Origin of the sequence: Polaromonas sp. (assembly GCF_031411155.1) — a bacterium.
Taxonomy (GTDB): domain Bacteria; phylum Pseudomonadota; class Gammaproteobacteria; order Burkholderiales; family Burkholderiaceae_C; genus Polaromonas.
Genome location: NZ_JANOAL010000053.1, coordinates 1 through 22,624, shown reverse-complemented (window position 1 = coordinate 22,624; position 22,624 = coordinate 1). Strand labels below are relative to the sequence as shown.

28 protein-coding genes are annotated in these 22,624 nt (G+C 63.9%); 13 read left to right on the top strand and 15 right to left on the bottom strand.

From position 1 onward, the window contains the following. Positions 1–22 precede the first annotated feature (22 nt). From RMO23_RS03015 to RMO23_RS03005, 3 genes are all read left to right on the top strand, one after another. Entirely contained in the window at positions 23–727 is a 705-nt protein-coding gene (locus tag RMO23_RS03015) for an RluA family pseudouridine synthase (RefSeq protein WP_309678615.1), read from the top strand. Positions 728–857: 130 nt separating this feature from the next. Continuing rightward, positions 858–1,457, top strand: a complete 600-nt coding sequence (locus tag RMO23_RS03010) for an intradiol ring-cleavage dioxygenase (RefSeq protein ID WP_405041556.1) — start codon at positions 858–860, stop codon at positions 1,455–1,457. Positions 1,458–1,519: 62 nt separating this feature from the next. Next, the gene (locus tag RMO23_RS03005) at positions 1,520–2,275 is read left to right on the top strand and encodes an SDR family NAD(P)-dependent oxidoreductase (protein ID WP_309678614.1); all 756 of its coding nucleotides are present in this window, start codon (positions 1,520–1,522) and stop codon (positions 2,273–2,275) included. A gap of 90 nt (positions 2,276–2,365) precedes the next feature. Here RMO23_RS03005 and RMO23_RS03000 read toward each other — a convergent pair whose 3' ends face one another. From RMO23_RS03000 to RMO23_RS02970, 7 genes are all read right to left on the bottom strand, one after another. Beyond that, the gene (locus tag RMO23_RS03000; RefSeq protein ID WP_309678613.1) at positions 2,366–2,608 is read right to left on the bottom strand and encodes a DUF465 domain-containing protein; all 243 of its coding nucleotides are present in this window, start codon (positions 2,606–2,608) and stop codon (positions 2,366–2,368) included. Between the two features lie 59 nt (positions 2,609–2,667). Continuing rightward, positions 2,668–3,105, bottom strand: a complete 438-nt coding sequence (locus RMO23_RS02995; protein ID WP_309678612.1) for a universal stress protein — start codon at positions 3,103–3,105, stop codon at positions 2,668–2,670. Between the two features lie 78 nt (positions 3,106–3,183). Beyond that, positions 3,184–3,465, bottom strand: a complete 282-nt coding sequence (locus RMO23_RS02990) for a DUF427 domain-containing protein (protein WP_309678611.1) — start codon at positions 3,463–3,465, stop codon at positions 3,184–3,186. Positions 3,466–3,587: 122 nt separating this feature from the next. Then, the gene (locus tag RMO23_RS02985; protein WP_309678610.1) at positions 3,588–4,052 is read right to left on the bottom strand and encodes a hypothetical protein; all 465 of its coding nucleotides are present in this window, start codon (positions 4,050–4,052) and stop codon (positions 3,588–3,590) included. A 208-nt stretch (positions 4,053–4,260) separates the two neighbouring features. Further along, positions 4,261–4,773: a cupin domain-containing protein gene (locus RMO23_RS02980; RefSeq protein ID WP_309678609.1), complete on the bottom strand. Its 513-nt coding sequence runs from the start codon at positions 4,771–4,773 to the stop codon at positions 4,261–4,263. 19 nt (positions 4,774–4,792) lie between these two features. Beyond that, entirely contained in the window at positions 4,793–5,824 is a 1,032-nt protein-coding gene (locus RMO23_RS02975) for a methionine synthase (RefSeq protein ID WP_309678608.1), read from the bottom strand. Between the two features lie 61 nt (positions 5,825–5,885). Beyond that, the gene (locus tag RMO23_RS02970) at positions 5,886–6,887 is read right to left on the bottom strand and encodes an LLM class flavin-dependent oxidoreductase (protein WP_309678607.1); all 1,002 of its coding nucleotides are present in this window, start codon (positions 6,885–6,887) and stop codon (positions 5,886–5,888) included. A gap of 104 nt (positions 6,888–6,991) precedes the next feature. Between RMO23_RS02970 and RMO23_RS02965 the strand changes: the two genes are divergently transcribed. Further along, positions 6,992–7,549 carry a YaeQ family protein gene (locus RMO23_RS02965; protein ID WP_309678606.1) on the top strand — a complete coding sequence of 186 codons (558 nt, stop codon included), beginning with the start codon at positions 6,992–6,994 and terminating at the stop codon, positions 7,547–7,549. Positions 7,550–7,658: 109 nt separating this feature from the next. Here the strand turns inward: RMO23_RS02965 and RMO23_RS02960 are convergent, their stop codons facing one another. Next, positions 7,659–9,398: a long-chain fatty acid--CoA ligase gene (locus RMO23_RS02960; RefSeq protein ID WP_309678605.1), complete on the bottom strand. Its 1,740-nt coding sequence runs from the start codon at positions 9,396–9,398 to the stop codon at positions 7,659–7,661. Positions 9,399–9,573: 175 nt separating this feature from the next. On the opposite strand from RMO23_RS02960, the gene RMO23_RS02955 reads away from it, so the two are divergent. Then, on the top strand, positions 9,574–10,557 hold the full coding sequence (locus RMO23_RS02955; RefSeq protein ID WP_405041555.1) for a Bug family tripartite tricarboxylate transporter substrate binding protein: 984 nt from the start codon (positions 9,574–9,576) through the stop codon (positions 10,555–10,557). Between the two features lie 55 nt (positions 10,558–10,612). Here the strand turns inward: RMO23_RS02955 and RMO23_RS02950 are convergent, their stop codons facing one another. After that, positions 10,613–11,125: a Cd(II)/Pb(II)-responsive transcriptional regulator gene (locus tag RMO23_RS02950; RefSeq protein ID WP_309678604.1), complete on the bottom strand. Its 513-nt coding sequence runs from the start codon at positions 11,123–11,125 to the stop codon at positions 10,613–10,615. Continuing rightward, positions 11,085–12,140, bottom strand: a complete 1,056-nt coding sequence (locus tag RMO23_RS02945; protein ID WP_309678603.1) for an EamA family transporter — start codon at positions 12,138–12,140, stop codon at positions 11,085–11,087. The genes RMO23_RS02950 and RMO23_RS02945 overlap by 41 nt, the downstream gene beginning before the upstream one ends. A gap of 162 nt (positions 12,141–12,302) precedes the next feature. Here RMO23_RS02945 and RMO23_RS02940 point away from each other — a divergent pair, with 162 nt between their 5' ends. From RMO23_RS02940 to RMO23_RS02905, 8 genes are all read left to right on the top strand, one after another. After that, positions 12,303–12,932 (top strand): cation transporter, encoded by a 630-nt coding sequence (locus RMO23_RS02940; RefSeq protein ID WP_309678602.1) that lies wholly within the window; start codon positions 12,303–12,305, stop codon positions 12,930–12,932. A gap of 40 nt (positions 12,933–12,972) precedes the next feature. After that, the gene (locus RMO23_RS02935) at positions 12,973–13,398 is read left to right on the top strand and encodes a hypothetical protein (RefSeq protein ID WP_309678601.1); all 426 of its coding nucleotides are present in this window, start codon (positions 12,973–12,975) and stop codon (positions 13,396–13,398) included. Between the two features lie 169 nt (positions 13,399–13,567). Next, positions 13,568–13,843: a hypothetical protein gene (locus RMO23_RS02930; protein ID WP_309678600.1), complete on the top strand. Its 276-nt coding sequence runs from the start codon at positions 13,568–13,570 to the stop codon at positions 13,841–13,843. Positions 13,844–13,854: 11 nt separating this feature from the next. Continuing rightward, a complete protein-coding gene (locus tag RMO23_RS02925) occupies positions 13,855–15,285 on the top strand; it encodes a TolC family protein (protein ID WP_309678599.1) in 1,431 nt (476 codons plus the stop codon). 25 nt (positions 15,286–15,310) lie between these two features. Continuing rightward, positions 15,311–16,726, top strand: a complete 1,416-nt coding sequence (locus RMO23_RS02920; protein ID WP_309678598.1) for a copper oxidase — start codon at positions 15,311–15,313, stop codon at positions 16,724–16,726. A 38-nt stretch (positions 16,727–16,764) separates the two neighbouring features. After that, positions 16,765–17,277, top strand: coding sequence for a cupredoxin family protein (locus tag RMO23_RS02915; protein ID WP_309678597.1), 513 nt, complete (start codon positions 16,765–16,767; stop codon positions 17,275–17,277). Between the two features lie 40 nt (positions 17,278–17,317). Beyond that, the gene (locus RMO23_RS02910) at positions 17,318–17,779 is read left to right on the top strand and encodes a DUF411 domain-containing protein (protein WP_309678628.1); all 462 of its coding nucleotides are present in this window, start codon (positions 17,318–17,320) and stop codon (positions 17,777–17,779) included. 11 nt (positions 17,780–17,790) lie between these two features. Continuing rightward, entirely contained in the window at positions 17,791–18,147 is a 357-nt protein-coding gene (locus tag RMO23_RS02905; RefSeq protein ID WP_309678596.1) for a copper-binding protein, read from the top strand. Positions 18,148–18,195: 48 nt separating this feature from the next. Here the strand turns inward: RMO23_RS02905 and RMO23_RS02900 are convergent, their stop codons facing one another. The 5 genes from RMO23_RS02900 to RMO23_RS02880 all read right to left on the bottom strand — a co-directional run bounded on the left by RMO23_RS02900 (position 18,196) and on the right by RMO23_RS02880 (position 22,593). Then, positions 18,196–18,666, bottom strand: a complete 471-nt coding sequence (locus RMO23_RS02900) for a hypothetical protein (protein ID WP_309678595.1) — start codon at positions 18,664–18,666, stop codon at positions 18,196–18,198. Between the two features lie 97 nt (positions 18,667–18,763). Continuing rightward, entirely contained in the window at positions 18,764–21,097 is a 2,334-nt protein-coding gene (locus RMO23_RS02895; protein WP_309678594.1) for a heavy metal translocating P-type ATPase, read from the bottom strand. A 52-nt stretch (positions 21,098–21,149) separates the two neighbouring features. Then, positions 21,150–21,416, bottom strand: a complete 267-nt coding sequence (locus RMO23_RS02890; protein ID WP_309678593.1) for a heavy metal-associated domain-containing protein — start codon at positions 21,414–21,416, stop codon at positions 21,150–21,152. Positions 21,417–21,534: 118 nt separating this feature from the next. Then, a complete protein-coding gene (locus tag RMO23_RS02885) occupies positions 21,535–21,975 on the bottom strand; it encodes a hypothetical protein (protein WP_309678592.1) in 441 nt (146 codons plus the stop codon). A 171-nt stretch (positions 21,976–22,146) separates the two neighbouring features. After that, positions 22,147–22,593, bottom strand: a complete 447-nt coding sequence (locus RMO23_RS02880; protein WP_309678591.1) for a hypothetical protein — start codon at positions 22,591–22,593, stop codon at positions 22,147–22,149. Between the last annotated feature and the right edge of the window lie 31 nt (positions 22,594–22,624).

The window sequence follows — 22,624 nt, the reverse complement described above, 5'->3', positions numbered from 1 at the left end:
CCATTGGGTTGATGGCTGAATCATGAAGCCGTGCCTGACCCGGAGCAATTACCCTGCAGGTAATGGCACTGCCAGCAAAGCCTTGACGCTGGTGTACGCCGATGAAAGTCTGCTGCTGCTGGACAAGCCCGCCGGCCTGCTCTCGGTGCCGGGGCGCGGCGAAGGCAAGCAGGACTGCCTGTGCCGCCGGGTGCAGGCGCGCTACCCCGACGCGCTGGTGGTGCACCGGCTCGACATGGCCACCTCGGGCCTGCTGCTGATGGCACGCGGCCCCGCCCTGCAGCGCGCGCTGAGCCGGCTGTTCGAGCAGCGGGCGGTTCACAAACGCTATGTGGCCGTGGTGCAGGGACGGCTGCACGGCCCGCTTGACGCCGGCCCGGACGACTGGCAGCTGATTGACCTGCCAATTGCCGTGGACTGGCCGCGCCGCCCGCTGCGCGTCATAGCCCCCGCCCACGGAAAACCCAGCCAGACACGCTGGCGCGCGCGGGGCTTTGATGCGGCCGCCAACCGCACCCGCGTCGAGCTGGAGCCGGTCACCGGCCGCTCGCACCAGTTGCGGGTGCATTTGCAGGCGCTGGGCCATCCGATTCTGGGCGACGCCCTGTACGCCGACCCTGGCACAGCCGCAGCGGCCGGGCGGCTGTTGCTGCACGCCAGCCTGCTGGCCTTCAGCCATCCGGCCAGCGGGCTGGCGCTGCATTTTGAAAGCCCGCCACCGTTCTGAGCGGCGGAACCTGCCGGAACTTTTGCGCGGCTGGCCACCTCTGAATCCTTGCACCTGGAGAACTGTCATGCCTTTGCAGCCCACGCACCCTATTGGCTCCCCTCTTTGGCGCCCCTGGAATCGCCGCGCGATGGCGATTGCGCTGGTGGCCTCGCCCATGCTCTGGACCGGGCTGCGCGCCCAGACCGCGCCGGCGCCGCGGCGCGCCACGCCGCGCCAGACCGAGGGGCCGTTTTACCCGGTCATGCTGCCGCAGGACGCCGACTTTGACCTGCTGCGCAACGGCATGCTCAACTACAGCCAGGGCCAGCCGAGCTGGCTCGAAGGAACGGTGACCGACCTGAAAGGCCTGCCGGTGCGCGGCGCCGCGGTCGAAATCTGGCAATGCGACCACGCCGGCCACTACGACCACCCCGGCGACGGCGGAAAAATCGACAAGGCGTTTCAGGGTTTCGGCCGTGTGGCGGTCAATGCCCAGGGCGAATTCCGCTTTCACACCATACGCCCGGTGGCCTACTCGGGCCGCGCGCCGCACATCCATGTGAAGGTCAAACTCGGCAACCGCGAGTTGCTGACCACGCAGGTTTACGTGGCGGGCGAGCCGCTGAACCAGCGCGACTTTTTATGGCGCGGGCTGCAGGGCGAAGAGGCGCGGGCGGCGCTGACCGTGCCCTTCCAGCCTTCGCCCGACGGGCTGCGCGCGCAGTTTCCGATTGTGGTGGAGGTCTGAAGCGGTCTGAAGCGCCAGCGCCGACATAAACCGGCAGCGCCGCCGCGACCCATCATGCGGGCATGACACAACACCTCACCATCCTCACAGGCGCATCCCGCGGTATGGGCCTGGCCATGGCGCGGCAACTGCTCAACGCCGACGCCACCCTGCTCTGCATCTCGCGCACGGCGCAGCCCGCGCTGACGCCGCTGGCCGAACAGGCGGGTACTACCCTGCTGCAATGGACGCACGATCTGGCCGACAGCGCCGCGCTTGGCGAGCGGCTGGAAGTCTGGCTCGGCACACAGGCGGGAACGGCCTGGCGCAGCGCCACCCTGATCAACAACGCCGGCATGATTCCGCCCATCGTCCCGCTCAGCGAAGCCAAGGGCGCCGACCTGGCCCAGGCCCTGCGTGTCGGGCTGGAGGCGCCGATGCAGCTGAGCGCGGTGTTCTTGCGGGCCACCAAAAACTGGGCCGCGACGCGCCGGGTGCTCAACATCTCGTCGGGTCTGGGGCGCCGCGCCATGGCCTCGCAGGCCGCCTACTGTGCGGCCAAGGCCGGCATGGACCATTTCACGCGCTGCCTGGCGCTCGACGAGGCGCTCAAGCCCAATGGCGCCAAGGTCTGCTCGCTGGCGCCCGGCGTGATCGACACCGAGATGCAGCTGCAGCTGCGCGGTGCTGACGATTCAGACTTTCCGGACCGGGAGAATTTTGTGCGGCTAAAGGCCGGCGGGCAGCTGAGCTCGCCCGATGAGGCCGCGCGCCGCGTGCTGGCCTACCTGGCACGGCCCGACTTTGGCCGCCAGCCGGTGGCGGATGCGAGGGAATGATGCTATATTTTTTATAGCACGCTATGCGCTTGAAATATGGGCTAGACGCGGATTTGACACCGAAACCGGGGCGCTGCAGCCCCGGTGGCCTTATTTGGCCTGGAGAATCTGGTAAATCTCGTCCTTGACCTTCAGCCGTCTTTTCTTCATGTTTTCCAGCGCTTCATCGCTGATGGCCCCGAGCGCGCCAAGCTCGTACTTGGCAATCGCGTGGTTGTCGGCGTCGTATTGCGCAAACAGGCTCGCAAAGTGCGGGTCTGAAGATTTCAGGCTGCGCATTTTTTCCAGATGCTGCGGAAACTCGTGGGCCAGATCGTGGTTCAGTAAATCCATGAAGACTCCTTGTAAAAGGGAGAAAACCGCCGGTTTTTTTTACAGGGCCGGCTATGCCACTAGTCGCGAACCACCAGCACCGGCAGGTGCGCGTGCGACAGCACCTGGGCCGTCACGCTGCCCAGCACCAGCCGCTCCAGTCCGCGGCGTCCATGCGAGCCCATGACGATCAGATCAGCGCCCACCGACTCGGCGGTTTCGAGAATGCCACGGTAAATCGCATGCCCTTCCACCACCGACGCGGTAACGGTGATGCCATGGTTCTGGAAAGCCAGCTTCGCGGCGCCGAGGGCTTCGTTGGCTTCGGCGGTCGCCGCACTCAGGTATTCGGCCTGACCGTAGGAGAAATCGGTGCCCACCCCGGTGAAGGCGTAAGGATCAATCACATAGATGATGGTCACCGCACTTTTGAAGGCTTCGGCGACGGCAATCGCCTTGGTAATCGCCTGCCCTGCGCTGGACGAGCCGTCAACAGGAACCAGAATGTGATTGAACATGATGCATTCTCCTGGGTGGTCTGGGGTCATTCTCAAGCACGATCACAAGGCGGTCAATGCCACACGACAGTCGCCCCCTCAAGGCTCTATCTTCACGCCCTTCCAGAAGGCCACGCGGCCCTTGATGCTGTCGGCCTCGGATTTCGGGTCGAGGTAATACCAGGCGGCATCGGTGTTCATTTCGCCGTTCACCAGCAGCGAGTAATAGCTGGCCTGGCCCTTCCAGGCGCACATGGTGTGGTGGTTGCTGAAGGTAACGTAGTCGCGATTGAGCGCGGACTCGGGGAAATAGTGGTTGCCCTCCAGCACCACGGTGTCGTCGCTCTGCGCAATGACTGCGCCGTTCCAGATGGCTTTCATGTTTTTTTCCTGAGGTTCACTTGATGAAGTTCATTGGATCTTCGCACAAAGAAATTCAACCAGGGACGGGCGGGCGGCAGTCCGATCCAGGGCGGCAAGCGACTCAGGCGGATGCGGGCCGATCAGTCGTCATGCCCCTTGCCATGTTTTTTGCCGTGGCCCTTGTCATGGTCCTTGTACTTGAATTTTCCCTTGTGCTGGTCCTGGTCGTTGGCGTAATACACGCCGCCGTTGCGGCGTGATTCATAGTCGTCATCACCCCGGACCCGGACGAAGTAAACCGGCTGGCCGCAGGCGTTGTACCTGGCGCAGTGCTTGGACCATTTTTTGGCATGGCCGGGCGGCACATGCAGGTACAGCGGCGGCTGTTGCACCAGCACCGGCGCGCGCTGAATGATGACGGGCTGCGCATAAATCAGCGGTGGTGGCGGTGCATTGCCAACGTCAATGCGGCCATACACGCCGGGCGACAGCGCGCCCTGCACCGTGGCATTGACATAGGGCGTTGCGGCGAGCGCGGCGCCGCCCCACAGGGCAGACAGTGCGGCCAGGCTGGCCAGCAGCCAGGGTTTCGAAATGCTTTTCATGCTTGTTTGCTTTCTTTGATGAGTCGAGTCAGGTCGGATCAGATCAGGCCCAATGCCACGCGCCAATGCAGTCAGTGGACGAGTTGCCGACGCGATCCGGCTACCGTCATTTGTAACAAGTAAGTCGCCGTTCAAATGTAGGACGAGGTGACATTGGTAAGTAAACTTTGCAGACTTCCAGGCTTGGCTTGCTGCTTACACCGGTCGTTCAAACGCCGCCGTGCGGATGCGTAGCATCCACCCACAACACGGTGGCGGGTTTTTCCACGGGCTCGATGTCCAGATTGATCGCCACCGCCTCGCCGTCGCTGCGGCACAGCACGCACTCCAGCACCTCGGTCGGGCTGGCGTTGATTTCCTGGTGCGGCACATAGGGCGGCACATAAATAAAGTCGCCCGGCCCGGCTTCTGCGGTGAACTCCAGCTGGTTGCCCCAGCGCATGCGAGCCCGCCCCTTGATCACGTAGATCACGCTTTCGAGATGGCCGTGGTGATGCGCGCCGGTCTTGGCATCGGGGTGAATGGTGACGGTGCCGGCCCACAGCTTTTGCGCGCCGACACGGGCAAAGTTGATGGCCGCACGCCGGTCCATGCCTGGCGTTTGCGCGGTGTTGCTGTCAAGCTGGCCGGCCCCAATCACCCGCACGCCATCGTGCTTCCAGGCAGGCTCGGCGGGCGTCGAAGGGTCATGATCGTGGGGGTGGGAGTGCTGCTGGCTCATTGGGTTTACCTCACGGGTCTCACTGGTAACGTTCGCGCGCCAGCGCCGCGCCCTGGGCCAGCGCCTGGAGCTTTTTCAGCGCGACGGCCCGGTCCATCGGCGCCAGACCGCAGTTGGTGCAGGGCAGCAGGCGGTTTTTGGGCACGTACTGCAGCGCCTTGCCAATGGTGTCGGCCACCTGTTCGGGCGTTTCAATCTCGTCGCTGGCCACATCGATCACGCCCACCATCACGTCTTTGCCTTCGAGCAGCGCCATCAGGTGCGGCGGCACATGCGAGTGGTAGCACTCCAGGCTGACCTGCTGGATGCTGCTTTTGGCCAGCGCCGGAAAAATTTCCTCGTACTGGCGCCATTCCTCACCGAGCGAGGCCTTCCAGTCGGTGTTGGCCTTGATGCCGTAGCCATAGCAGATGTGCACGGCGGTGGTGCAGCTCAGGCCCTGGGCCGCGCGCTCCAGCGCCTTCACGCCCCAGTCGGCCGCTTCTTTCATGTAGACATTGAAGGCCGGTTCGTCAAACTGGATGATGTCCACGCCATCGGCCTGCAGGGCCAGCGCTTCCTGGTTCAGCAGTTCGGCAAAGGCCATGGCCATTTTGACCTTGTCGCCGTAAAACTGGTCGGCCACGGTGTCGACTATCGTCATCGGGCCGGGCAGGGTGAACTTGATTTTTTTGGCCGTGTGCGCGCGCAGCAGCCGGGCCTCGGCCGCATGCACGCGCCCCTTCAGGCGCAGCGGGGCCACCACCTGCGGCACCATGGCGTCGTAGCGGTTGTTGCGTATGCCCATCTTGATCTTGTGATCAAAGTCGATGCCCTCGACCTGCTCCAGAAAGCCATGCACAAAGTGCTGGCGCGACTGCTCACCGTCGCCAATCACGTCCAGCCCGGCGTCTTCCTGCGCCTTGATCCAGAGCAGGGTGGCATCAAGCTTGGCCTGCTGCAGTTCGGCGCCCTCGGCCTTCCACTGCGGCCAGAGCTTGTTGGTTTCAGACAGCCAGGCCGGTTTGGGCAGGCTGCCGGCAATGGTGGCGCTAAAGAGCGGGGTCGTCATGGGAAGTCCTTGGGTTGTCTCTATCAGGTTTTGTGATCGAACGAAGCTGAAAAGTATTGCGTCAAAAGAATTCACCGGCGAGCAGTTCATACGATCGCCTGCGGGCCTCGGGATCGTGCGTCCAGGTAATCACCACCAACTCGTCCAGTTGCAGAGTATGAGCCAGCGCGCGCAGCTTGTCGGCCACCTGAGGCGCGCTGCCGACCAGGGCCGCGGCCCGCAGCTGGTCGACCTCGATCTGCTCGGCCGCGCTGTAAGGCCGCGCAGCCACTTCAGCCGGTGACGGCAGCGGCCCCAGCGCGCCTTTGCTGCGGTCGATTTTCCAGCGCTCGCGGCCCGAAAAATAGTGCCAGGCCTGGGCTTCGGTGTCGGCCGCCAGCGCCCACACGCAGATGACGGCCTGCGGCGCGGGATGGCGTGGGCTGGGCCGGTACATCTGGCGGTACAGATCGATCGCCTGCGCTGCGCCCTGCCCGTCGGTGATGAAGTGCGCAAACGCATAGGGCAGGCCATAGTGCGCGGCCAGCTGCGCGCCGTAGCTGGAGCTGCCCAGCATCCACAGCTCGGGGCTGGTCGGGCCGGTCGGGTTGGCGCTCACGCCTTGGCCGGCGTGGCCTTCAGGCAGGTCAATACCCGACACCCACGATTGCAGCTCGCGTACCTGCAGCGGAAAGTTTTCGGCGGCCTGGTTCGGGTCGCTGCTGAGCAGCCGGGCGGTGCGCATGTCCGAACCCGGCGCCCGCCCCACGCCCAGGTCAATCCGGCCAGGCGCCAGCGCTTCGAGCACCCGGAACTGTTCAGCCACCTTGAGCGCCGAATAATGTGGCAGCATCACCCCGGCACTGCCGACACGGATGCGCTGCGTGGTGGCCGCAATCGCCGCCATCAGCACCTCGGGGGCCGAGCCAACGATGCTGGGGTGGCTGTGGTGTTCGCTGACCCAGAAGCGGTGATAGCCCAGTGCCTCGCAGTGCTGCGCCAGCGCCAGCGTTTCGCGGATGGAGGCATCTTCGCTGCGGCCGGAAACGGCAACCGACTGATCAAGAACGGACAATTTGAGCATCTCCAAACTATAGCCAGAGCGCATAGACCCTGCTGACGCGCAAAGCTCTGTTCCAATACAGCACTGACGCCCTCCCCTACCAAGAATCAAAGAAGCAACCTGCCATGGCACTCAAAGCCACCATCTACAAAGCCCAGCTGCAGCTCACCGACATGGACCGCGGCGTCTATGCCGACCACAATGTCATCATTGCGCGCCATCCGTCCGAGGCCGATGAACGCATGATGATCCGGCTGCTGGCGTTTGCGCTGCATGTGCCGGCCGATGACAAGCAGGGCAAGCTGGAATTTGCCAAGGACCTGTGGGACGTGGACGAGCCGGCCCTGTGGCACAAGGACTACACCGAGTCGATACGGCACTGGATCGATGTCGGCCAGCCCGACGACAAACGCCTGATGCGCGCGGCCGGCCGCGCCGAACGCGTCACGGTGTACAGCTTTTCCAGCAGCACGCCGGTCTGGTGGAAAGGCATTGAAAGCAAGCTGACGCGTGCCAGCAATCTGGTGGTGTGGCAGATCGAGGCCGCGCAAAGCCAGGCCCTGGCCAAACTGGCCGAGCGCAGCATGCAGCTGCAGGTGACGGTGCAGGACGGCACGGTCTGGATGAGCACGGCCACCGGGTCGGTGGAGATCACGCCGCGCCGGCTGACGGCGGGGGTTTGATCCGGGATTTTCCGCCGTCGGCAGATGCTATGTTTTTAATAGCTGTAAGCACTCGTTCCATAAGGGCTACCGGTCATTTTTATCAGTAAACCGCCTCGAAAAACGCGGCTCAGGCCTTGCCCGCCTCCGCTTCCTGCAGCGTGCGCCACATCACCTTGCCCGACCCGCTTTTGGGCAGCGCATCAACAAACTGCACCAGGCGCGGGTACTTGTAGGCCGCCATGTGGTCCTTGCACCAGTTGATGATGTCGTCTTCGGTGGTTTTGCCTTTGGCATCGGCCCGCAGCACCACCACCGCCTTGACCGACTCGCCGCGGTAGGCGTCACGCGTTGAAATGATGCAGGCTTCCTGAATCGCCGGGTGCTTGAACATCAGCGCCTCGACTTCCGCCGGCCAGACCTTGAAGCCCGAGGCGTTGATCATGCGTTTGAGCCGGTCGGTGAGGAAAAAATACCCTTCTTCATCGACGTGGCCCAGGTCGCCCGAGCGGAAAAAGCGCTTGCCGTCGAGCTCGATGAAGGCGTCTGCGGTGGCGTCGGGCCGCTTCCAGTAGCCCTGAAAATTCTGTGGCCCGCACATGATGATCTCGCCCTGCTCGCCCTGCGGCATCTCCTGCAGCGTCAGCGGGTCGATCACGCGGGCCTCGGTGCTTAAAAAGGGCACGCCCAGGCACTGCTGCTTGGTCGCGTCGGGCGGGTTGCTGTGCGACGGCGCCGCAGTTTCCGTCAGGCCATAGCCTTCGGCAAAGCGCAGGCCGTACTGCTCCCACAGGCGCTGGGCCACGGCCTGCGGCATGGCCGCGCCGCCACCGCCGATGTAGACCAGACTGCTCAAGTCGAAATCTGCAAAATTCGGGCTGGCCAAAAGGTCAATCACCATGGTCGGGATGTTGGTCCAGTGCGTCACGCGCCAGCGCGAGATCAGCCGGCCGGCCAGTTCGCGGTCCCAGCGCGGCATGACGACCAGGGTGGCGCCGCCATAAATCGCCGCATGCATAACCGACACCATGCCGGTGATGTGAAACATCGGCACCACCGACAGCACCACGTTCTCGAACGTGCTGTTGCCCCACAGGCAGCTGCCGACGGCGTTGTGCATGAGGCTGGCATGCGTATGCATGCAGCCTTTGGGCAGGCCGGTGGTGCCGCTGGTGTAGGGCAGCACCGCCAGGTCTTGCGGCGTGGCGGTGTGCGCGGGCAAATCGTCGGCGCTACCTCCTGACGCGCCCGCCAGCGCATCGGGCCAGCGCATGACCGAACCCCCTTCCAGTTCGGGCAAGGCGTGCTCAGTGCCCAGCCAGTCGCGCCAGGCCTCGGGCATCGTGCCGCCTTCGAGGCTGGCGGTCACATCAAAGGCATCGCTGTAGTGCGTCACGATCAGATGGGCCAGCCGCTCTGCGGGCGCCAGCTGGGCGCTGGCTTTGGCCAGTTCGGGGGCCAGGTCCGCCGAGGTGATGGCGACTTTGGCGTCGGGGTCGGTGATGTAGTGCTTGAGCTCTTCGGCTCGGTTCATCGGGTTAACCGGCACCACCACGGCATTGGCCCGCAAAATGGCAAAGTGCGCAATCACCCACTGCGGGCAGTTCTGCATGTTGAGCAGCACGCGGTCGCCCTTTCTGACGCCCAGCCGGCACAGCGTGGCGGCCAGCCGCTCGGCCTGCTGCATCAGGTCGCGGTAGCTCAGCACCTGGTCAAAAAACACCAGCGCCGGCTTGTCAGGAAACCGCAGGCTGCTGACCGCCAGGTTGTGCCACAAAGAGGTGGCGGGCGGCGTGATACGGCGCGGCAGGCGTTTGGGCCAGACTTTGGCATGCAGGTCATGAAGGCCGGTGGGGACAGGGGGGGTCAATGAAGGCTCCGGGTAGGACTGGACACCCCACAGCCTACGCCGGGTCGGTGCCGCCCACATCGGGGAAGCTCCTGATAAAAGCGTGTCACTTGAGCGACCCGCACTGACTATGATGAGCCAGCCGATCACCCTCAAACACCCGAAAAACACGATGCGCAACCGCCCTGTTTTCTCCATGCTGGCCGCCCTGCCCCGCAAGGCGCTGCTGACAGCCGCCCTGCTGGCCGCCAGCGCGCTGGCCAGCCCCTCGGCCCTGGCCGCCTTCCCTGACAAGCCGATCCGCGTCGTCATCGGCTTTCCGGCCGGCGGGCCGCTGGACCAGCATGCCCGGCTGCTGACCGAGCGTCTGCAGACGGTGCTGGGCCAGCCCATTGTCATTGACTACAAGTCGGGCGCGGGCGGCACCGTGGGGGCACAGGACGTGATGAAGGCCGCGCCCGACGGCTACACCCTGATGCTGGCCAACACCGGCGTGATGGTGATCAACCCGGCGCTCTACAGCAAGCTGCCCTACGGCACACTGAAAGACTTCACCCCAATTGCCCGCACCGCCATGCAGCCGCTGGCGCTGCTGGTCAACCCCAGGCTGCCGGTCAGCACGCTGAAGGAATTTGTCGACTACGCGCGGGCCCGGCCCGGCCAGGTCAACTACGGTTCGGCCGGCAACGGCGGCATCAGCCACCTGGTGCCCGAGATGTTCAAGAATGCCACCGGCCTGTTCATGGTGCACATTCCCTACCGCGGCAGCGCGCCGGCCTTTACCGACCTGATGGCCGGCCAGGTGCAGTTCATGGGCGAGTCGATTCCGCAGGCGGCCAACTACCACAAGCGAGGCTTGGTGCGGGCGCTGGCCGTGACCAGCAAGGAGCGCAACCCGGCCCTGCCTGATGTACCCACCGTGATCGAGTCGGGCATCAAGGACTTCGAGGTGGTCGGTTTTTACGGCTTCCTGGCGCCCGCGGGCCTGCCCAGGGACATCACCGCCAAGCTAAGCGACGCCTTCAAGCAGGTGCTGGCCAGTCCCGAGATTCGCAGCCGCATGGTGGCGCAGGGCGCCGACCCGGCCTTTCTGGGCAGCGACGAATTTGCCGCGTTTCTGGCCGCCGAAATGCCGCGCTGGGCCAGGGCGGTGAAGGCCTCCGGCGCCAGGCTCGACTAGGAAATGGACAGGAAAGAGGCCGTCATTCAACGGTGATGGGCGCCTTGCCCGGGCTTCAAACGTGGCGTTTCGCCGAAATGCCCGGCCTGGCCAGCGCCGGCAGCGCGTCAGCCTGCTGATGCAGCGCCTCGATGATGTGGCAGTGCGCATCGGTGCCGTCGCAGCGATTGCGCAGCGCCTTCAGGTCTTTTTCCAGCACCTTCAGTTCCGCCAGCCGCGCGCGCACATGGGCCAGATGGCCGTCCAGCGCGTCACGCGCCGCGTCGCAGTCGGCTTTGCGCGTCAGGTCCAGCGCCAGCAGGGTACGCACCTCGTCGAGCGACATGTCCATGGCGCGGCACAGCCGGATGAAACGCAGCTGGTGCACATCGCCATCGCTATAAAAACGATAGCTGTTCTCGCCCCTTCCGTGGGGGCTGAGCAGCTTTTCCTTCTCGTAAAACCGGATGTTGGCGGTCGAAACACCGCTCAGTCGCGCGGCCTCGCTGATGTGGCAGGGCGCGGAGCCGGCAGGCACCCCGGCCCGCTCAGTGCGGGTGGCGGTGGTGGGCGTCGGGGTAGTGGGCATGGCTGTGCTCGAGTGGTTCGTGGCGGTGGCGATGCGAATGCGGCCCGGCAACCGCGGTCTCATGCCGGTGCGCGTGGTGCTCGTCATGGGTATGCGGGTGTTCATGCTCCAGCGCTTCATGCCGATGCCCGTGCGCATGGTGTTCGGTCAGGTGCAGCCAGATGCCCAGGCCCATCAGGCCGGCCGCCACCAGCAGTTGCCAGCTGGCAGGCTCGGCAAAAAAGACCATCGAAAACAGCGCGCCCACAAACGGCGAGCTTGAAAAATAGGCGCCGGTGCGCGACGCGCCGAGGTGCCGCAGCGCCAGCACGAACAGCGCCAGGCTGACGCCGTAGGCCAGAAAACCCACCAGCAGCGCCGCCGCGATTTTGGCCACGCCCGGCAGCACCGCGCCCAGCATGAAGGCCAGCAGCAGATTGGTGGCACCGGCCGCCAGCCCCTTGACGCAGGCAATCCAGGAGGCATCGGTCAGCGCCACCTTGCGCGTGAAGTTGTTGTCCAGCGCCCAGAACAGGCAGGCCAGCAGCACGGCCAGCGCCGGCCACAGCGAGCGCACCAGCGTGCCCGCCGGCAGGTCATTGGCCGGCCAGCTCAGCAGCAGCGCGCCGGCGACAATCGCGGCCATGCCGGCGGCAATGCGGCTGTCAAAATTTTCCTTGAACACCAGCCAGGCCAGCAGCGCCGTCAGCACCGCCTCGGCATTGAGCAGCAGGGCCGCGTGGCTGGCCGGCATCGCCGACAGGCCGTACATCAACAGCACCGGCGCGATGCCGCCACCGCACAGCACGGCCGCCACCAGCCATTTCATTTCACCGGGGTTCAGGCGCGGCGTGCCGGTCCCGCGCAACCAGCGGTACAGCGCCAGCCCCAGCCCCGAACCCAGGTACAACAGCCCGGCCAGCATCCACGGGTTCAGCTGGTCAAGCAGCCATTTGGCCAGCGGCGTGCCGGCGCCAAACAAAAACGCCGAGGCCAGCGCGGCCAGCACCCCAGGCTGCCAGTGCGTCCATCGCATGTTCAAAATCCTTTCGCGTCAAGGTCGCCACCATGGGCCCGCGCAGCGCATTTGGCGGTTCACCCGGCCAGTGGCCGGGTTATTGCCGGCCCGCGCTTGACCTTCAAGTGGCTTCAAGCTTTCCAATCATGCCATCAAAGCCAGAAACCGGGATTCGCCACCATGTCAGCCCACTGCGACCATCACCACCACCCTGCCGCCGGCACCGGCGCCAGCAACCCGCGCTACCGCAAGGTTCTCTGGATTGCGCTGGCCGTCAACCTGCTCATGTTTGGGGTCGAGGTCGGCGCCGGGCTGCGTTCGGGCTCGGTGTCGCTGCTGGCCGATGCGATTGACTTCTTTGGCGATTCGGCCAACTACGCGGTGACACTGGCGGTGCTGGCCAGCGGCGTGGTCTGGCGCGCCCGTGCCGCCCTGCTCAAAAGCGCCAGCATGCTGGTCTTTGGCCTGTTTGTGGTGGCCCGGGCGCTCTGGATGGCGACCCAGGGCGGCACGCCCGAGGCTTTCACCATGGGCAGTATTGGCCTGCTGGCGCTGCTGGCCAATGGCGGCGTGGCGGTCACGCTGTACGCCTGGCGTGAAGGCGATGCCAATATGCGCGGTGTCTGGCTCTGCACCCGCAACGACGCGCTGGGCAACATAGCGGTGATGCTGGCCGCGCTGGGCGTGTTTGGCACCGGCACCGCCTGGCCCGACCTGGCGGTGGCCGCCGTCATGGGCACGCTGGCCGTGACCAGCGGCTGGAGCGTGCTGCGACAGGCGCGCCATGAACTTAAACCGGTTAAAACCTGAGTCGAACGGAACTTTCCGCCGCATCATTTATCATTAACCAGTGCGTTACCTGTTCGTCCTCCTCATGATCGCCCTGCTGCCCCTGCGCGGCTGGGCCGGCGATGCCATGGCGACCAGCATGGCCACGGCAGATCTGCGGCAGCCGCACGTTGCTATCAAAACAGTAGCTTCTCACGCGCATGAATCGTGGGCCAGCAGCCATTTTCATCATCAAACGACGGCCCAGGCCGGCCACGGCGTGCATGACTGCGGCGGCGCCCCACAGGCCAGCCAGGATGAAAGTTCCGCGTCCACCGACGGCCAGTGCGAGTCCTGCCCCAACTGCCAGGCCTGCCACACCGTGGCGCTTTCCTCGACGCCGGCCACCCTGAAGCCGGTGGTCGTCCCGCTTGCGCCGCAGCATTCGCTGACAGCGCAATTTGCCAGTGCCGACACCGCACTGCGCCAAAAACCGCCCATTTCCTGACTCCCAGGCCCGTACTGGGTCTGTACTTGCGTCCGGCTCGGCCCTAACGGTCCTATCAAGCCGCGACAACCGCGATTTCACCCATCGCCGCGCTCGTATTTCAGGAGTTTTTGTGACTATTCGTCAATGTTGTAAATCATCTGCCCTCGCCTGCGCCGCAGCGTTGCTCATGCCGCTGTGGGCTGGCCCGGCCTCGGCCCAGGCCTCCGCGCCCCCGGCTTTCCACTCGGCGCTTGAGGGCTACCAGTCCTATACCGAGGAAAAAACCGTCGACTGGAAAGAAGCCAATGACGGCGTGGGCCGCATCGGCGGCTGGCGCGAATACGCCAAACAGGCGCAGCAGCCCGACAAGGGCGACGCTGCATCCGCTGCATCCACCACCACTGCTGCACCCGCTGCGGCCAGCGCCAAGCCCGACCCGCACGCCGGGCATGCCAAACCGTGAATGCCACCACCATGACAACCCTTTTTCGCCTCAGCGCGCTGGCCACGGCCAGCCTGGTGCTGGCCGGCTGCGCGTCGGTGAATATCGACGAGGCGCTGCTTGATGCCAACACCACCACCAACAGCTTTACCCAGGGCCAGCTGGTGCTCAGCCGCACCCCCCAGCAGCAACAGGCGCGCAACCAACTGAGCAGCGAGCTGCTGGCCAAACCGCTGGCCATGGACGACGCGGTGCAACTGGCTTTGGCCAACAGCCCGGCGCTGCAAAGCCTGCTGGCCCAAAGCTGGGCCGACATGGCACAGGCGACCCAGGCCGGCCGCCTGGCCAATCCGCTCTTCACCTTCGAGCGGACCACCTTTGGCAGCGAGCTGGAGCTGGGCCGGCTGCTGTCCTTCGGCCTGATGGATCTGCTCACGCTGCCGCGGCGCCAGGCAATAGCGCAGGGCCGGGTGGCGCAAGCCAAGGTGCAGCTCAGCGCCAGTGTGATTGAGCGGGTGACCCAGGTACGCCAGGCCTGGGTGCGCGCCGTGGCGGCGCAGCAGAGCCTGCAATACGCAGACCAGGTCAACCGCACGGCGCAAGCCAGCGCAGAACTGGCCCGGCGCATGCAGCAGGTGGGCAATTTCAACAAGTTGCAGCGGGCCCGTCAGCAGGTCTTTTATGCGGATGCAACGGCGCAGCTGGCCGCCAGCCAGCATGCGGCCACCGCCGCGCGTGAAGAACTGACGCGCCAGCTAGGTTTGACCGACGCGCAGGCCGCGCAACTCAAGCTGCCGGAGCGCCTGCCCGACTTGCCCAAGGAAGCACGAGCGGCCAACGTGGTCAGTGCCAGCGCGACGGAACAGCGGCTGGATGTGCAGTTGGCGCGCCATCAACTCGACATTGCCGGCAAATCCCAGGGCCTGAACCTGATCACCAGCCTGGTGGATGTGGAGCTGGGCATTCGCCGCGACACGGTTTTCGACAACGCCTCAACGGGTGGTCCAAGCACCAGCACACCGCGCAAAGGCTATGAACTGGGCATTCGCCTGCCGATTTTTGACTGGGGCAGCGCCCAGCGTGACACGATGAACGCCCAGTCGCTGGCGGCCGCCAGCCGCTATGAAAGCACGGTGCGCGGCGCTTCGTCGCAGCTGCGCGAAAGCTATTCGGCCTACCGCACCTCCTACGACGTGGCCCGGCATTACCGCGATGAAATCGTGCCGCTGCGCAAAACCATGGCCGAAGAAAACGTACTTCGCTACAACGGCATGCTGATTGGGGTGTTCGAGCTGCTGGCCGACAACCGCGACCAGATCTCCAGCGTTACTGCTGCCATCAACGCCTACCAGCAGTTCTGGCTGGCCGACGCCGCACTGGCCGCCTCCATCACCGGCAAGCCGACCGCCCTGCTGATGGCCGCGCCAATGGCGGGCGTTCCTGCCGATGCGGCGGCTCACTGAGCGCCCCACCTCTTTAGAAAAAATCATGACCAACCGAAGAAAATTTTTGACCGGCGCCGGCGCCATCACGACCGCTGTGGCCGCCACAGCGGTCAGCCGCGTCGCCATGGCCGCCTTGCCCGAACCGGTGCTGCAGGCCTCGCCCGACACCATGCCGCCGCTGCTGCCTGGCAGCGGCCGCCCCTACAACCCGGTGGTCACCCTCAACGGCTGGACCCTGCCCTGGCGCATGAACAACGGCGTGAAAGAGTTTCACCTGGTGGCCGAACCGGTGGTGCGCGAGATGTCCCCGGGCTTCAAGGCGCATCTGTGGGGTTACAACGGCCAGAGCCCCGGCCCCACGATCGAGGTGGTCGAAGGCGACCGGGTGCGCATTTTTGTCACCAACAAGCTGCCCGAGCACACCAGCGTGCACTGGCACGGCCAGCGCCTGCCCAACGGCATGGACGGCGTGTCGGGTCTGACGCAAAAAGCGATTGCCCCCGGCAAGACCTTTGTCTATGAGTTTGTGGCGCGCCGTCCCGGCACCTTTATGTATCACCCGCATGCCGACGAGATGACGCAGATGGCCATGGGCATGATGGGTTTCTGGATCACGCACCCCAAAACAAAACACCCGCTGATTGACGAGGTCAACCGTGATTTCGTCTTCCTGCTCAACGCCTATGACATTGACCCCGGTGCTTACACGCCCAAGATCATGACCATGCTCGACTTCAACCTGTGGAGCTGGAACAGCCGGGTCTTCCCCGGCATTGACCCGCTGGTGGTGCGCAAGAACGACAGGGTGCGCATCCGCATGGGCAACCTGACCATGACCAACCACCCGATTCATATCCATGGCCATGAATTTGCCGTGACTGGCACCGACGGCGGCCCAACATCCAGATCAAGCCGCTGGCCCGAGGTGACCACCGATGTGGCGGTGGGCCAGATGCGGCAGATCGAGTTCGTGGCCGACGAGGAAGGCGACTGGGCTTTTCACTGCCACAAGAGCCACCACACCATGAACGCCATGGGCCATGACGTGCCCACCCTGATTGGCGTCGATCACCGCAAAATCGTGAAGGACATCACCAACGTGATTCCCGACTACATGGTGATGGGCGAGCGCGGCATGGCCGACATGGCCGAGATGGAGATGCCACTGCCCGACAACACCGCGCCAATGATGACAGGCGCCGGCCCGTTTGGCTCGGTCGAAATGGGCGGCATGTTCAGCATGGTCAAGGTGCGGAAAAACCAGAAACCCGGCGACTACAAGGACCCCGGCTGGTACCAGCACCCGGCAGGCACGGTGGCCTACGAATGGACAGGCGCATTGCCCAGCCCGGCACGCGCTGGCGCCGGCGGCGGGCACGCCATGAAGGCCCAGAACATGCCCGCCAAAGAAATTGAAGTTCAGATTCGCAAGCCCGTCATGGGCAGCATGAAGCATTGATGAGTTTGTTAGCACCCACAACCCTTGAAAGGTATTTCATGAAATCTCGCAGCCTCCTGATCGCCGCCTCCGGCTTGTTTCTCTCACTGACGGCCCTGGCCTCCGGCAACCACGCAGGCGGCCATGACGATGCCGCCATTGGCAAGCCCGGTGTCGCCGCCAAAGTCACCCGCACGGTCGTCGTCGACATGAAAGACGACATGCGCTTTCACTCGTCCATCTTCAGCGTCAAGCAGGGTGAAACCATCCGCTTCGTCGCCAAGAACTCCGGTCAGGTCAAGCACGAGATGGTGCTGGGCACCGCCAAAGACCTGAAAGACCACTACGAACTGATGAAGAGAAATCCCGAGATGGAACACGCCGATGCCAACATGGTTACCGTCGCGCCGGGCAAGAGTGGCGAGATCATCTGGCAGTTCACCAGGGCGGGCAAGGTTGACTTTGCCTGCCTGCAGCCTGGCCACTACGACGCGGGCATGAAGGGCCTGGTAACTGTCGCGGGCGACAAGACGTCCGCAAAAGGAGATGGCCGTGCCGACCGCAAGCATTAAAACCGTTTCCCGCCGGTCGGCACTGCGCGCGCCGCTTGCCATGCTGGGCGCCAGCATGCTGGCGCATCCCCTGCTGGCAGGGGCAGGCACAGACCCGACCCCCATCACCGTCTGGAAAAACCCGGACTGCGGCTGCTGCCATGAATGGGTGGCGCATTTGCGCAAGAACGGTTTTGAAGTCATAACCCACGACGTCAACGACACCGCGCCCATCCGCCAGAAGCTCGGTTTGCCGGCCAAATTCGGCTCCTGCCATACAGCAAGCCTGGGCAACTACGTGATTGAAGGTCATGTGCCGGCGCAGGAACTGCGCCGCCTGCTGCGTGAAAAGCCCAAGGCACGCGGACTTGCCGTGCCCGGCATGCCGGTGGGCTCACCCGGCATGGAAGTCGGCAACACCCGCGACGCTTACGACGTGCTGTTGGTACTGACGGACGGCAGCTCGCGTATTTACCAGTCCTACAGCCAGTCCCCTTCTTCGAAATCTTCTGTCAAATCCTGAAAGCAAACATCATGAAAAACCTCAAAACCCTGTTGATTCTCACGGCCATGCTGGCCGGCGCTACCTCTGCCTATGCGGCCTCGCACGCGGGTGCGCCCATGGCCACGGGCGATGCCAAGAAAGAAACCGCTACGGCGGCCCCTGCCGATATGGCCGAAGGCGAAATCCGCAAAGTTGACATGGCCACCAAGAAGATCACCATCAAGCACGGTGAAATCAAGAACCTGGACATGCCCGGCATGACCATGGTGTTCCAGGTCATGGATCCCGCCATGCTGGACAAAGTCAAGGCCGGTGACAAGATCCGCTTCAAGGCAGAGAAGGCCAATGGCGCGATTGTTGTGACCGATATTCAGCCGGCCAGGTAATTCCGCTGTACAAGCCGCCGGGGGCGGCGTTGGCGCGCTTGGGCATGATCAAGTCTTGGGCGTCTGGCTCTCGACCGCGGATGGGACGGCGCTCTCCCGCAGGTAGCACAGCAGGCCGGCAAGCCACAGCAGCGCAGGCAGCAACAGCGGCCAGCGAAAGTCCGAGTACAACAAAAAGTTCGTTGCGCTCATCAGCGCCACGCTGGCTGCACCCGCCACCGACATGGCCAACAAGGTTCCACGCTCACGTCTTGCGAGCGAGTGGCACGCCACCAGCACCGTCATCGCGCCGGTGGCGACCATGAACCCGCCCATCACATTGAACACATGGCCGAGCCAACGCTCCAGGCCAGGCGCGGCGGACCGGATAGCTTCAAGCGAGGCGCCGATGTAGCGCGGGTCTTCGGGCAGAAAGGCGGGGCGAAGGAACAGGAAGTAGGTGCCCAGCGCCACAAGCCAGAGGCCGCAGACGACGAACAGCTTGCCGGACGGCGGCAAACGCAGAGGAGGAACTTGCATGGGCTGTTTTTGGTTTATCATTTTTAAATGGCTGCAAGGTCTACTGATTGGACCAAACGCCCTACTTCAGCATTCGGCCTCTTCATGGGAGATCAGGCTAATGGTCATGCCGGCCTTCTTGCCCTGAGCCTGCAGCCCGTACCCGGCTCCCTCGCAGACGCAAGGCGTTGCCAATCACCGACGCCGAGCTCAAGCTCATGGCCAGCGCAGCAATCATTGGCGACAACAGCCAGCCGGTCAGTGGATACAACACGCCGGCGGCGACGGGGATGCCCAACGCGTTGTACAAAAAGGCGAACATCAGGTTCTGTTTCATATTGCCCACCGTGGCCTCCGACAGTGAACGCGCGATGGTGATCCCGCGCAAATCACCCTTGACCAGCGTGACCTGAGCACTGTTCATGGCCACATCGGTGCCGGTGCCCATGGCGATTCCGACGTCTGCCTTGGCCAGCGCGGGCGCATCGTTGATGCCATCCCCCGCCATCGCAACGATGCGTCCTTCCTTCTGCAACCGCTCAATCAGGATAAGCTTGTCGGCTGGCTTGACCTCCCCATGCACCTCGTCGATGCCCAGGCGGGCAGCGACGGCTTTTGCCGTGGTCAGGCCGTCACCCGTGGCCATCACAATGCGCACCCCTGCCGCTTTCAGGGCGGCCAAAGCCTCGGGCGTGCTTTGCTTGACCGGATCGGACACGGCCAGCAGGCCGATTAGCTGACCATCGACCGCCAGATGCATCACGCTGGCACCTTCGGTACGCAAGGCTTCGGCCTGTGGCACCAAGGGAGCTACCGAAACGCCGATCTGCTGCATCAGCGTGGTATTTCCAAGCGCCAGCTGACGCCCCGCGACCTGCCCGCGCACGCCGATACCTGAACCCGACTCGAAGTTCTCCGGCTTGTCCAGGGTCATGCCGCGCTCGCGGGCGGCGCGCACGATGGTCTCGGCCAGCGGGTGCTCGCTGCCCTGGTCCAGGCTCGCGGCCAGGCGCAGCACTTCGTCGGCCGCAAAACCCGGCGCAGGAACCGCGCGGTCGAACGCCGGCCGCCCTTCCGTCAGGGTGCCGGTCTTGTCTATGACGAGGGTGTCGATTTTGCGCAAATTCTCGATGGCGGCCGCGTCGCGGAACAGCACGCCCTGCGTCGCACCACGACCGGTGGCGACCATGATAGACATCGGCGTAGCCAGTCCCAGCGCGCACGGGCAGGCAATAATCAGGACCGACACCGCGTTGATCAGGCCGTATACCCAGCTGGGCTCTGGTCCCAACAAGCCCCAGCCCAAAAAGGTCAGCAAAGCAACGACAACCACCGTAACGACGAAGTAGCCGGCCACCACGTCGGCCATGCGCTGCATCGGGGCCTTGGAGCGCTGCGCCTGGGCCACCAGTTGCACGATCTGCGCCAGCATCGTGGCTGAGCCCACCCGCTCCGAGCGCATCACCAGCGCACCGCTGGTGTTGAGCGTGGCCCCTATCACTTTGTCCCCCGCGCGCTTGCTCACCGGAACGGGCTCGCCCGTGAGCATGGATTCATCGACCGCGCTGCCGCCTTCAACAACAATGCCATCCACGGGCACCTTTTCGCCCGGCCGGACGCGCAGCAGGTCGCCCACATGGACCTGGTTCAGCGGCACATCTTCTTCGTTTCCATCGGCACGGATGCGCCTGGCTGTCTTGGGCGAAAGGCCCAGCAGAGACCTGATCGCCGCCGAGGTTTGCGAACGGGCCTTGAGCTCAAGAACCTGGCCCAGCAGGGTGAGCGAGATGATCACGACGGCCGCTTCAAAATACACGGCAACCCGACCCATGGAAACGAATGAGGCCGGAAACACTTGAGGTGCAACGGTGGCCACCACGCTGTAAACAAAAGCGGCACCAGTGCCCAGACTGATCAAGGTCCACATGTTGGGGCTGCGATTCAGCATTGACTGCCAGCCGCGCGAGAAGAACGGCCAGCCCGCCCACAGCACGACGGGCAAGGACAGCGCCAACTCTATCCAGCTTTGCGTCGCCATGTCAAACCAGTTCAGCCTGTGGCCGACCATCGCCATCACAGCAACCACCACGGTCAACGGCAGCGTCCACCAGAAGCGCCGCTGGAAATCGACGAGTTCCTTGTTCTCGCCCTCTTCAAGTTCGGGCAGCAGGAGCTCCAGCGTCATGCCGCATATAGGGCAGTTGCCGGGATGGTCCTGGCGTATTTGCGCGTGCATGGGGCAGGTGTAGATCGCACCCGCTTGAGTTGGCTGGTTTAGGTCAGGCGTCGGTTTTGAGGCCGTGAATTGACCTGGATCCGCGCTGAACCGGGTTTTGCAGCGCGCGCTGCAGAAGTAGTAGAACTGTCCGTCATGCGCCTGCTTGTGCCCGGATTGCTCCGTGACCGTCATGCCGCAAACCGGGTCTTTCAAGGACTGCGGCTCAGTCGCCATTGCCCCCTGCGCACGGGGCACAGCAGCGCTCCCGCTGCCTGCCGCTTCATGATCATCCACAGCAGCACCCGCCGCCCGATTGCTTCGGCTGCGGGATGGATGCAGCCGAAGTGGAAAGTTTTGCCGGATAGCCTGCAGCCGTCAAGGCCGATACAAGAGGATCGCCGCCTTGAGGCAGGTCACCGCTCACCCTGACATGTCCAGACTGAAGATCAACCTCGACACCGCTAACGCCGGATAGGGGTTGCAGTGCCTGCGTGACGTGTTTGACGCACGAGCCGCAGCTCATGCCCTGGACTTCCAGATCGATAGTGTTCATATTCAGGCTCCTGAAAATTTACGATTCAAAAGTCAACGGCTGCCTGATCGACACCAGCCAGCTCGATCCGGAATCGCATCGCGCGTTTCATACTCTTTCATCCATGGCAGTAGCTCCGCTACTTCGTCGACGTGGCAGGCATCCGATCCATCATCATTTTCATCATGGTCTGCATCATTTCCATGCGTTTTTCCATCATCGGATGGTGCGCGCCCATCTCGCCGGTCATGCCCTGCATGCCTTTCATGTCGCCCATACCTTTCATATCGCCCATGCCCGCGCCGCCCATGCTTTCCATCATGGCCATGCCGCCTTGCATGGACTTCAGGTGCTCTGCCATCAGTTTGTTGCGTTCTTCCGGGGTCTTGGCATTCATCATCTTTTCGTGCATGCCCTGCATGGTCTTCATCTGCGCATCCATTTTGGCCATGTGGTCGGGTGTAGCCATGCTATTGGCTGCTGCTGTGCCCATGGGCATCGCAGGGGCGGTGTTGCAGGCAATCAATGTGCTGGCGGCGGTGAGGGCAAGGGCAAGAGGGATAAATCGGAAATGGGTCATGACAGACTCCTGGTTGGTTGACGAATATGGAATACGGTACGTGTAGGGGACGCAAAGGCGCTGGTGTGATGTCCCAAGTGAACTGCGGTCCCTGGGCACAAAGCCCATCTGGACTGGGAAATGGACGCAGACCGGGGAGTGCGAGACGACGGGCCGGGCGTCAGCGGCCGGCTAGAGTGCCAGTCGCGAGTAGCGGACCCGGATGGGCAGCTCAGGTGTGACGGGCTGCTGCCGGTCGTCCATTCGACGGAATGACGAGACGACGGGCGTAGCTGCGGTCCAGAGGACCGCAACCAGGGGCGCCGGGCCAGGATCGGTCTGGGCGACCGTCAAATCCTGCTTGGGAAAAGAGTGCAAGCCATCGTCGCAGGCCTTCAGGCACGGTGCCCTGAGGGTGTGCGAGTCATCGTCGTGGTCGGCAATGGCTCCCGCATGACCAGGCACTATGGCGGGCGCATGCGTGGTCCCGGCGGATCCGGCCGTAGCGGCGTGGGAGTGAGTTCCGCGCGCCTCCAGCAGGCAGGCATTGGCGACCCCTGAAGCCAGCGCAAACAGCCACACCAACAGCACCATCAATGCGGTGTTGCGCTTGGCGCGGGTGTTCGAAAAGAGCTTCATGTTTGTGTATTACGGGCAGTTCATGCTAACC

Excerpts from the sequence above, each read along its gene's own strand:
- RMO23_RS03015 (WP_309678615.1), top strand. The coding sequence starts at position 23 with ATGAAGCCGTGCCTGACCCGGAGCAATTACCCTGCAGGTAATGGCACT.
- RMO23_RS03010 (WP_405041556.1), top strand. The coding sequence starts at position 858 with ATGGCGATTGCGCTGGTGGCCTCGCCCATGCTCTGGACCGGGCTGCGC.
- RMO23_RS03005 (WP_309678614.1), top strand. The coding sequence starts at position 1,520 with ATGACACAACACCTCACCATCCTCACAGGCGCATCCCGCGGTATGGGC.
- RMO23_RS03000 (WP_309678613.1), bottom strand. The coding sequence starts at position 2,608 with ATGGATTTACTGAACCACGATCTGGCCCACGAGTTTCCGCAGCATCTG.
- RMO23_RS02995 (WP_309678612.1), bottom strand. The coding sequence starts at position 3,105 with ATGTTCAATCACATTCTGGTTCCTGTTGACGGCTCGTCCAGCGCAGGG.
- RMO23_RS02990 (WP_309678611.1), bottom strand. The coding sequence starts at position 3,465 with ATGAAAGCCATCTGGAACGGCGCAGTCATTGCGCAGAGCGACGACACC.
- RMO23_RS02985 (WP_309678610.1), bottom strand. The coding sequence starts at position 4,052 with ATGAAAAGCATTTCGAAACCCTGGCTGCTGGCCAGCCTGGCCGCACTG.
- RMO23_RS02980 (WP_309678609.1), bottom strand. The coding sequence starts at position 4,773 with ATGAGCCAGCAGCACTCCCACCCCCACGATCATGACCCTTCGACGCCC.
- RMO23_RS02975 (WP_309678608.1), bottom strand. The coding sequence starts at position 5,824 with ATGACGACCCCGCTCTTTAGCGCCACCATTGCCGGCAGCCTGCCCAAA.
- RMO23_RS02970 (WP_309678607.1), bottom strand. The coding sequence starts at position 6,887 with ATGCTCAAATTGTCCGTTCTTGATCAGTCGGTTGCCGTTTCCGGCCGC.
- RMO23_RS02965 (WP_309678606.1), top strand. The coding sequence starts at position 6,992 with ATGGCACTCAAAGCCACCATCTACAAAGCCCAGCTGCAGCTCACCGAC.
- RMO23_RS02955 (WP_405041555.1), top strand. The coding sequence starts at position 9,574 with ATGCTGGCCGCCCTGCCCCGCAAGGCGCTGCTGACAGCCGCCCTGCTG.
- RMO23_RS02950 (WP_309678604.1), bottom strand. The coding sequence starts at position 11,125 with ATGCCCACTACCCCGACGCCCACCACCGCCACCCGCACTGAGCGGGCC.
- RMO23_RS02945 (WP_309678603.1), bottom strand. The coding sequence starts at position 12,140 with ATGCGATGGACGCACTGGCAGCCTGGGGTGCTGGCCGCGCTGGCCTCG.
- RMO23_RS02940 (WP_309678602.1), top strand. The coding sequence starts at position 12,303 with ATGTCAGCCCACTGCGACCATCACCACCACCCTGCCGCCGGCACCGGC.
- RMO23_RS02930 (WP_309678600.1), top strand. The coding sequence starts at position 13,568 with ATGCCGCTGTGGGCTGGCCCGGCCTCGGCCCAGGCCTCCGCGCCCCCG.
- RMO23_RS02925 (WP_309678599.1), top strand. The coding sequence starts at position 13,855 with ATGACAACCCTTTTTCGCCTCAGCGCGCTGGCCACGGCCAGCCTGGTG.
- RMO23_RS02920 (WP_309678598.1), top strand. The coding sequence starts at position 15,311 with ATGACCAACCGAAGAAAATTTTTGACCGGCGCCGGCGCCATCACGACC.
- RMO23_RS02915 (WP_309678597.1), top strand. The coding sequence starts at position 16,765 with ATGAAATCTCGCAGCCTCCTGATCGCCGCCTCCGGCTTGTTTCTCTCA.
- RMO23_RS02910 (WP_309678628.1), top strand. The coding sequence starts at position 17,318 with ATGCTGGGCGCCAGCATGCTGGCGCATCCCCTGCTGGCAGGGGCAGGC.
- RMO23_RS02905 (WP_309678596.1), top strand. The coding sequence starts at position 17,791 with ATGAAAAACCTCAAAACCCTGTTGATTCTCACGGCCATGCTGGCCGGC.
- RMO23_RS02900 (WP_309678595.1), bottom strand. The coding sequence starts at position 18,666 with ATGCAAGTTCCTCCTCTGCGTTTGCCGCCGTCCGGCAAGCTGTTCGTC.
- RMO23_RS02895 (WP_309678594.1), bottom strand. The coding sequence starts at position 21,097 with ATGGCGACTGAGCCGCAGTCCTTGAAAGACCCGGTTTGCGGCATGACG.
- RMO23_RS02890 (WP_309678593.1), bottom strand. The coding sequence starts at position 21,416 with ATGAACACTATCGATCTGGAAGTCCAGGGCATGAGCTGCGGCTCGTGC.
- RMO23_RS02885 (WP_309678592.1), bottom strand. The coding sequence starts at position 21,975 with ATGACCCATTTCCGATTTATCCCTCTTGCCCTTGCCCTCACCGCCGCC.
- RMO23_RS02880 (WP_309678591.1), bottom strand. The coding sequence starts at position 22,593 with ATGAAGCTCTTTTCGAACACCCGCGCCAAGCGCAACACCGCATTGATG.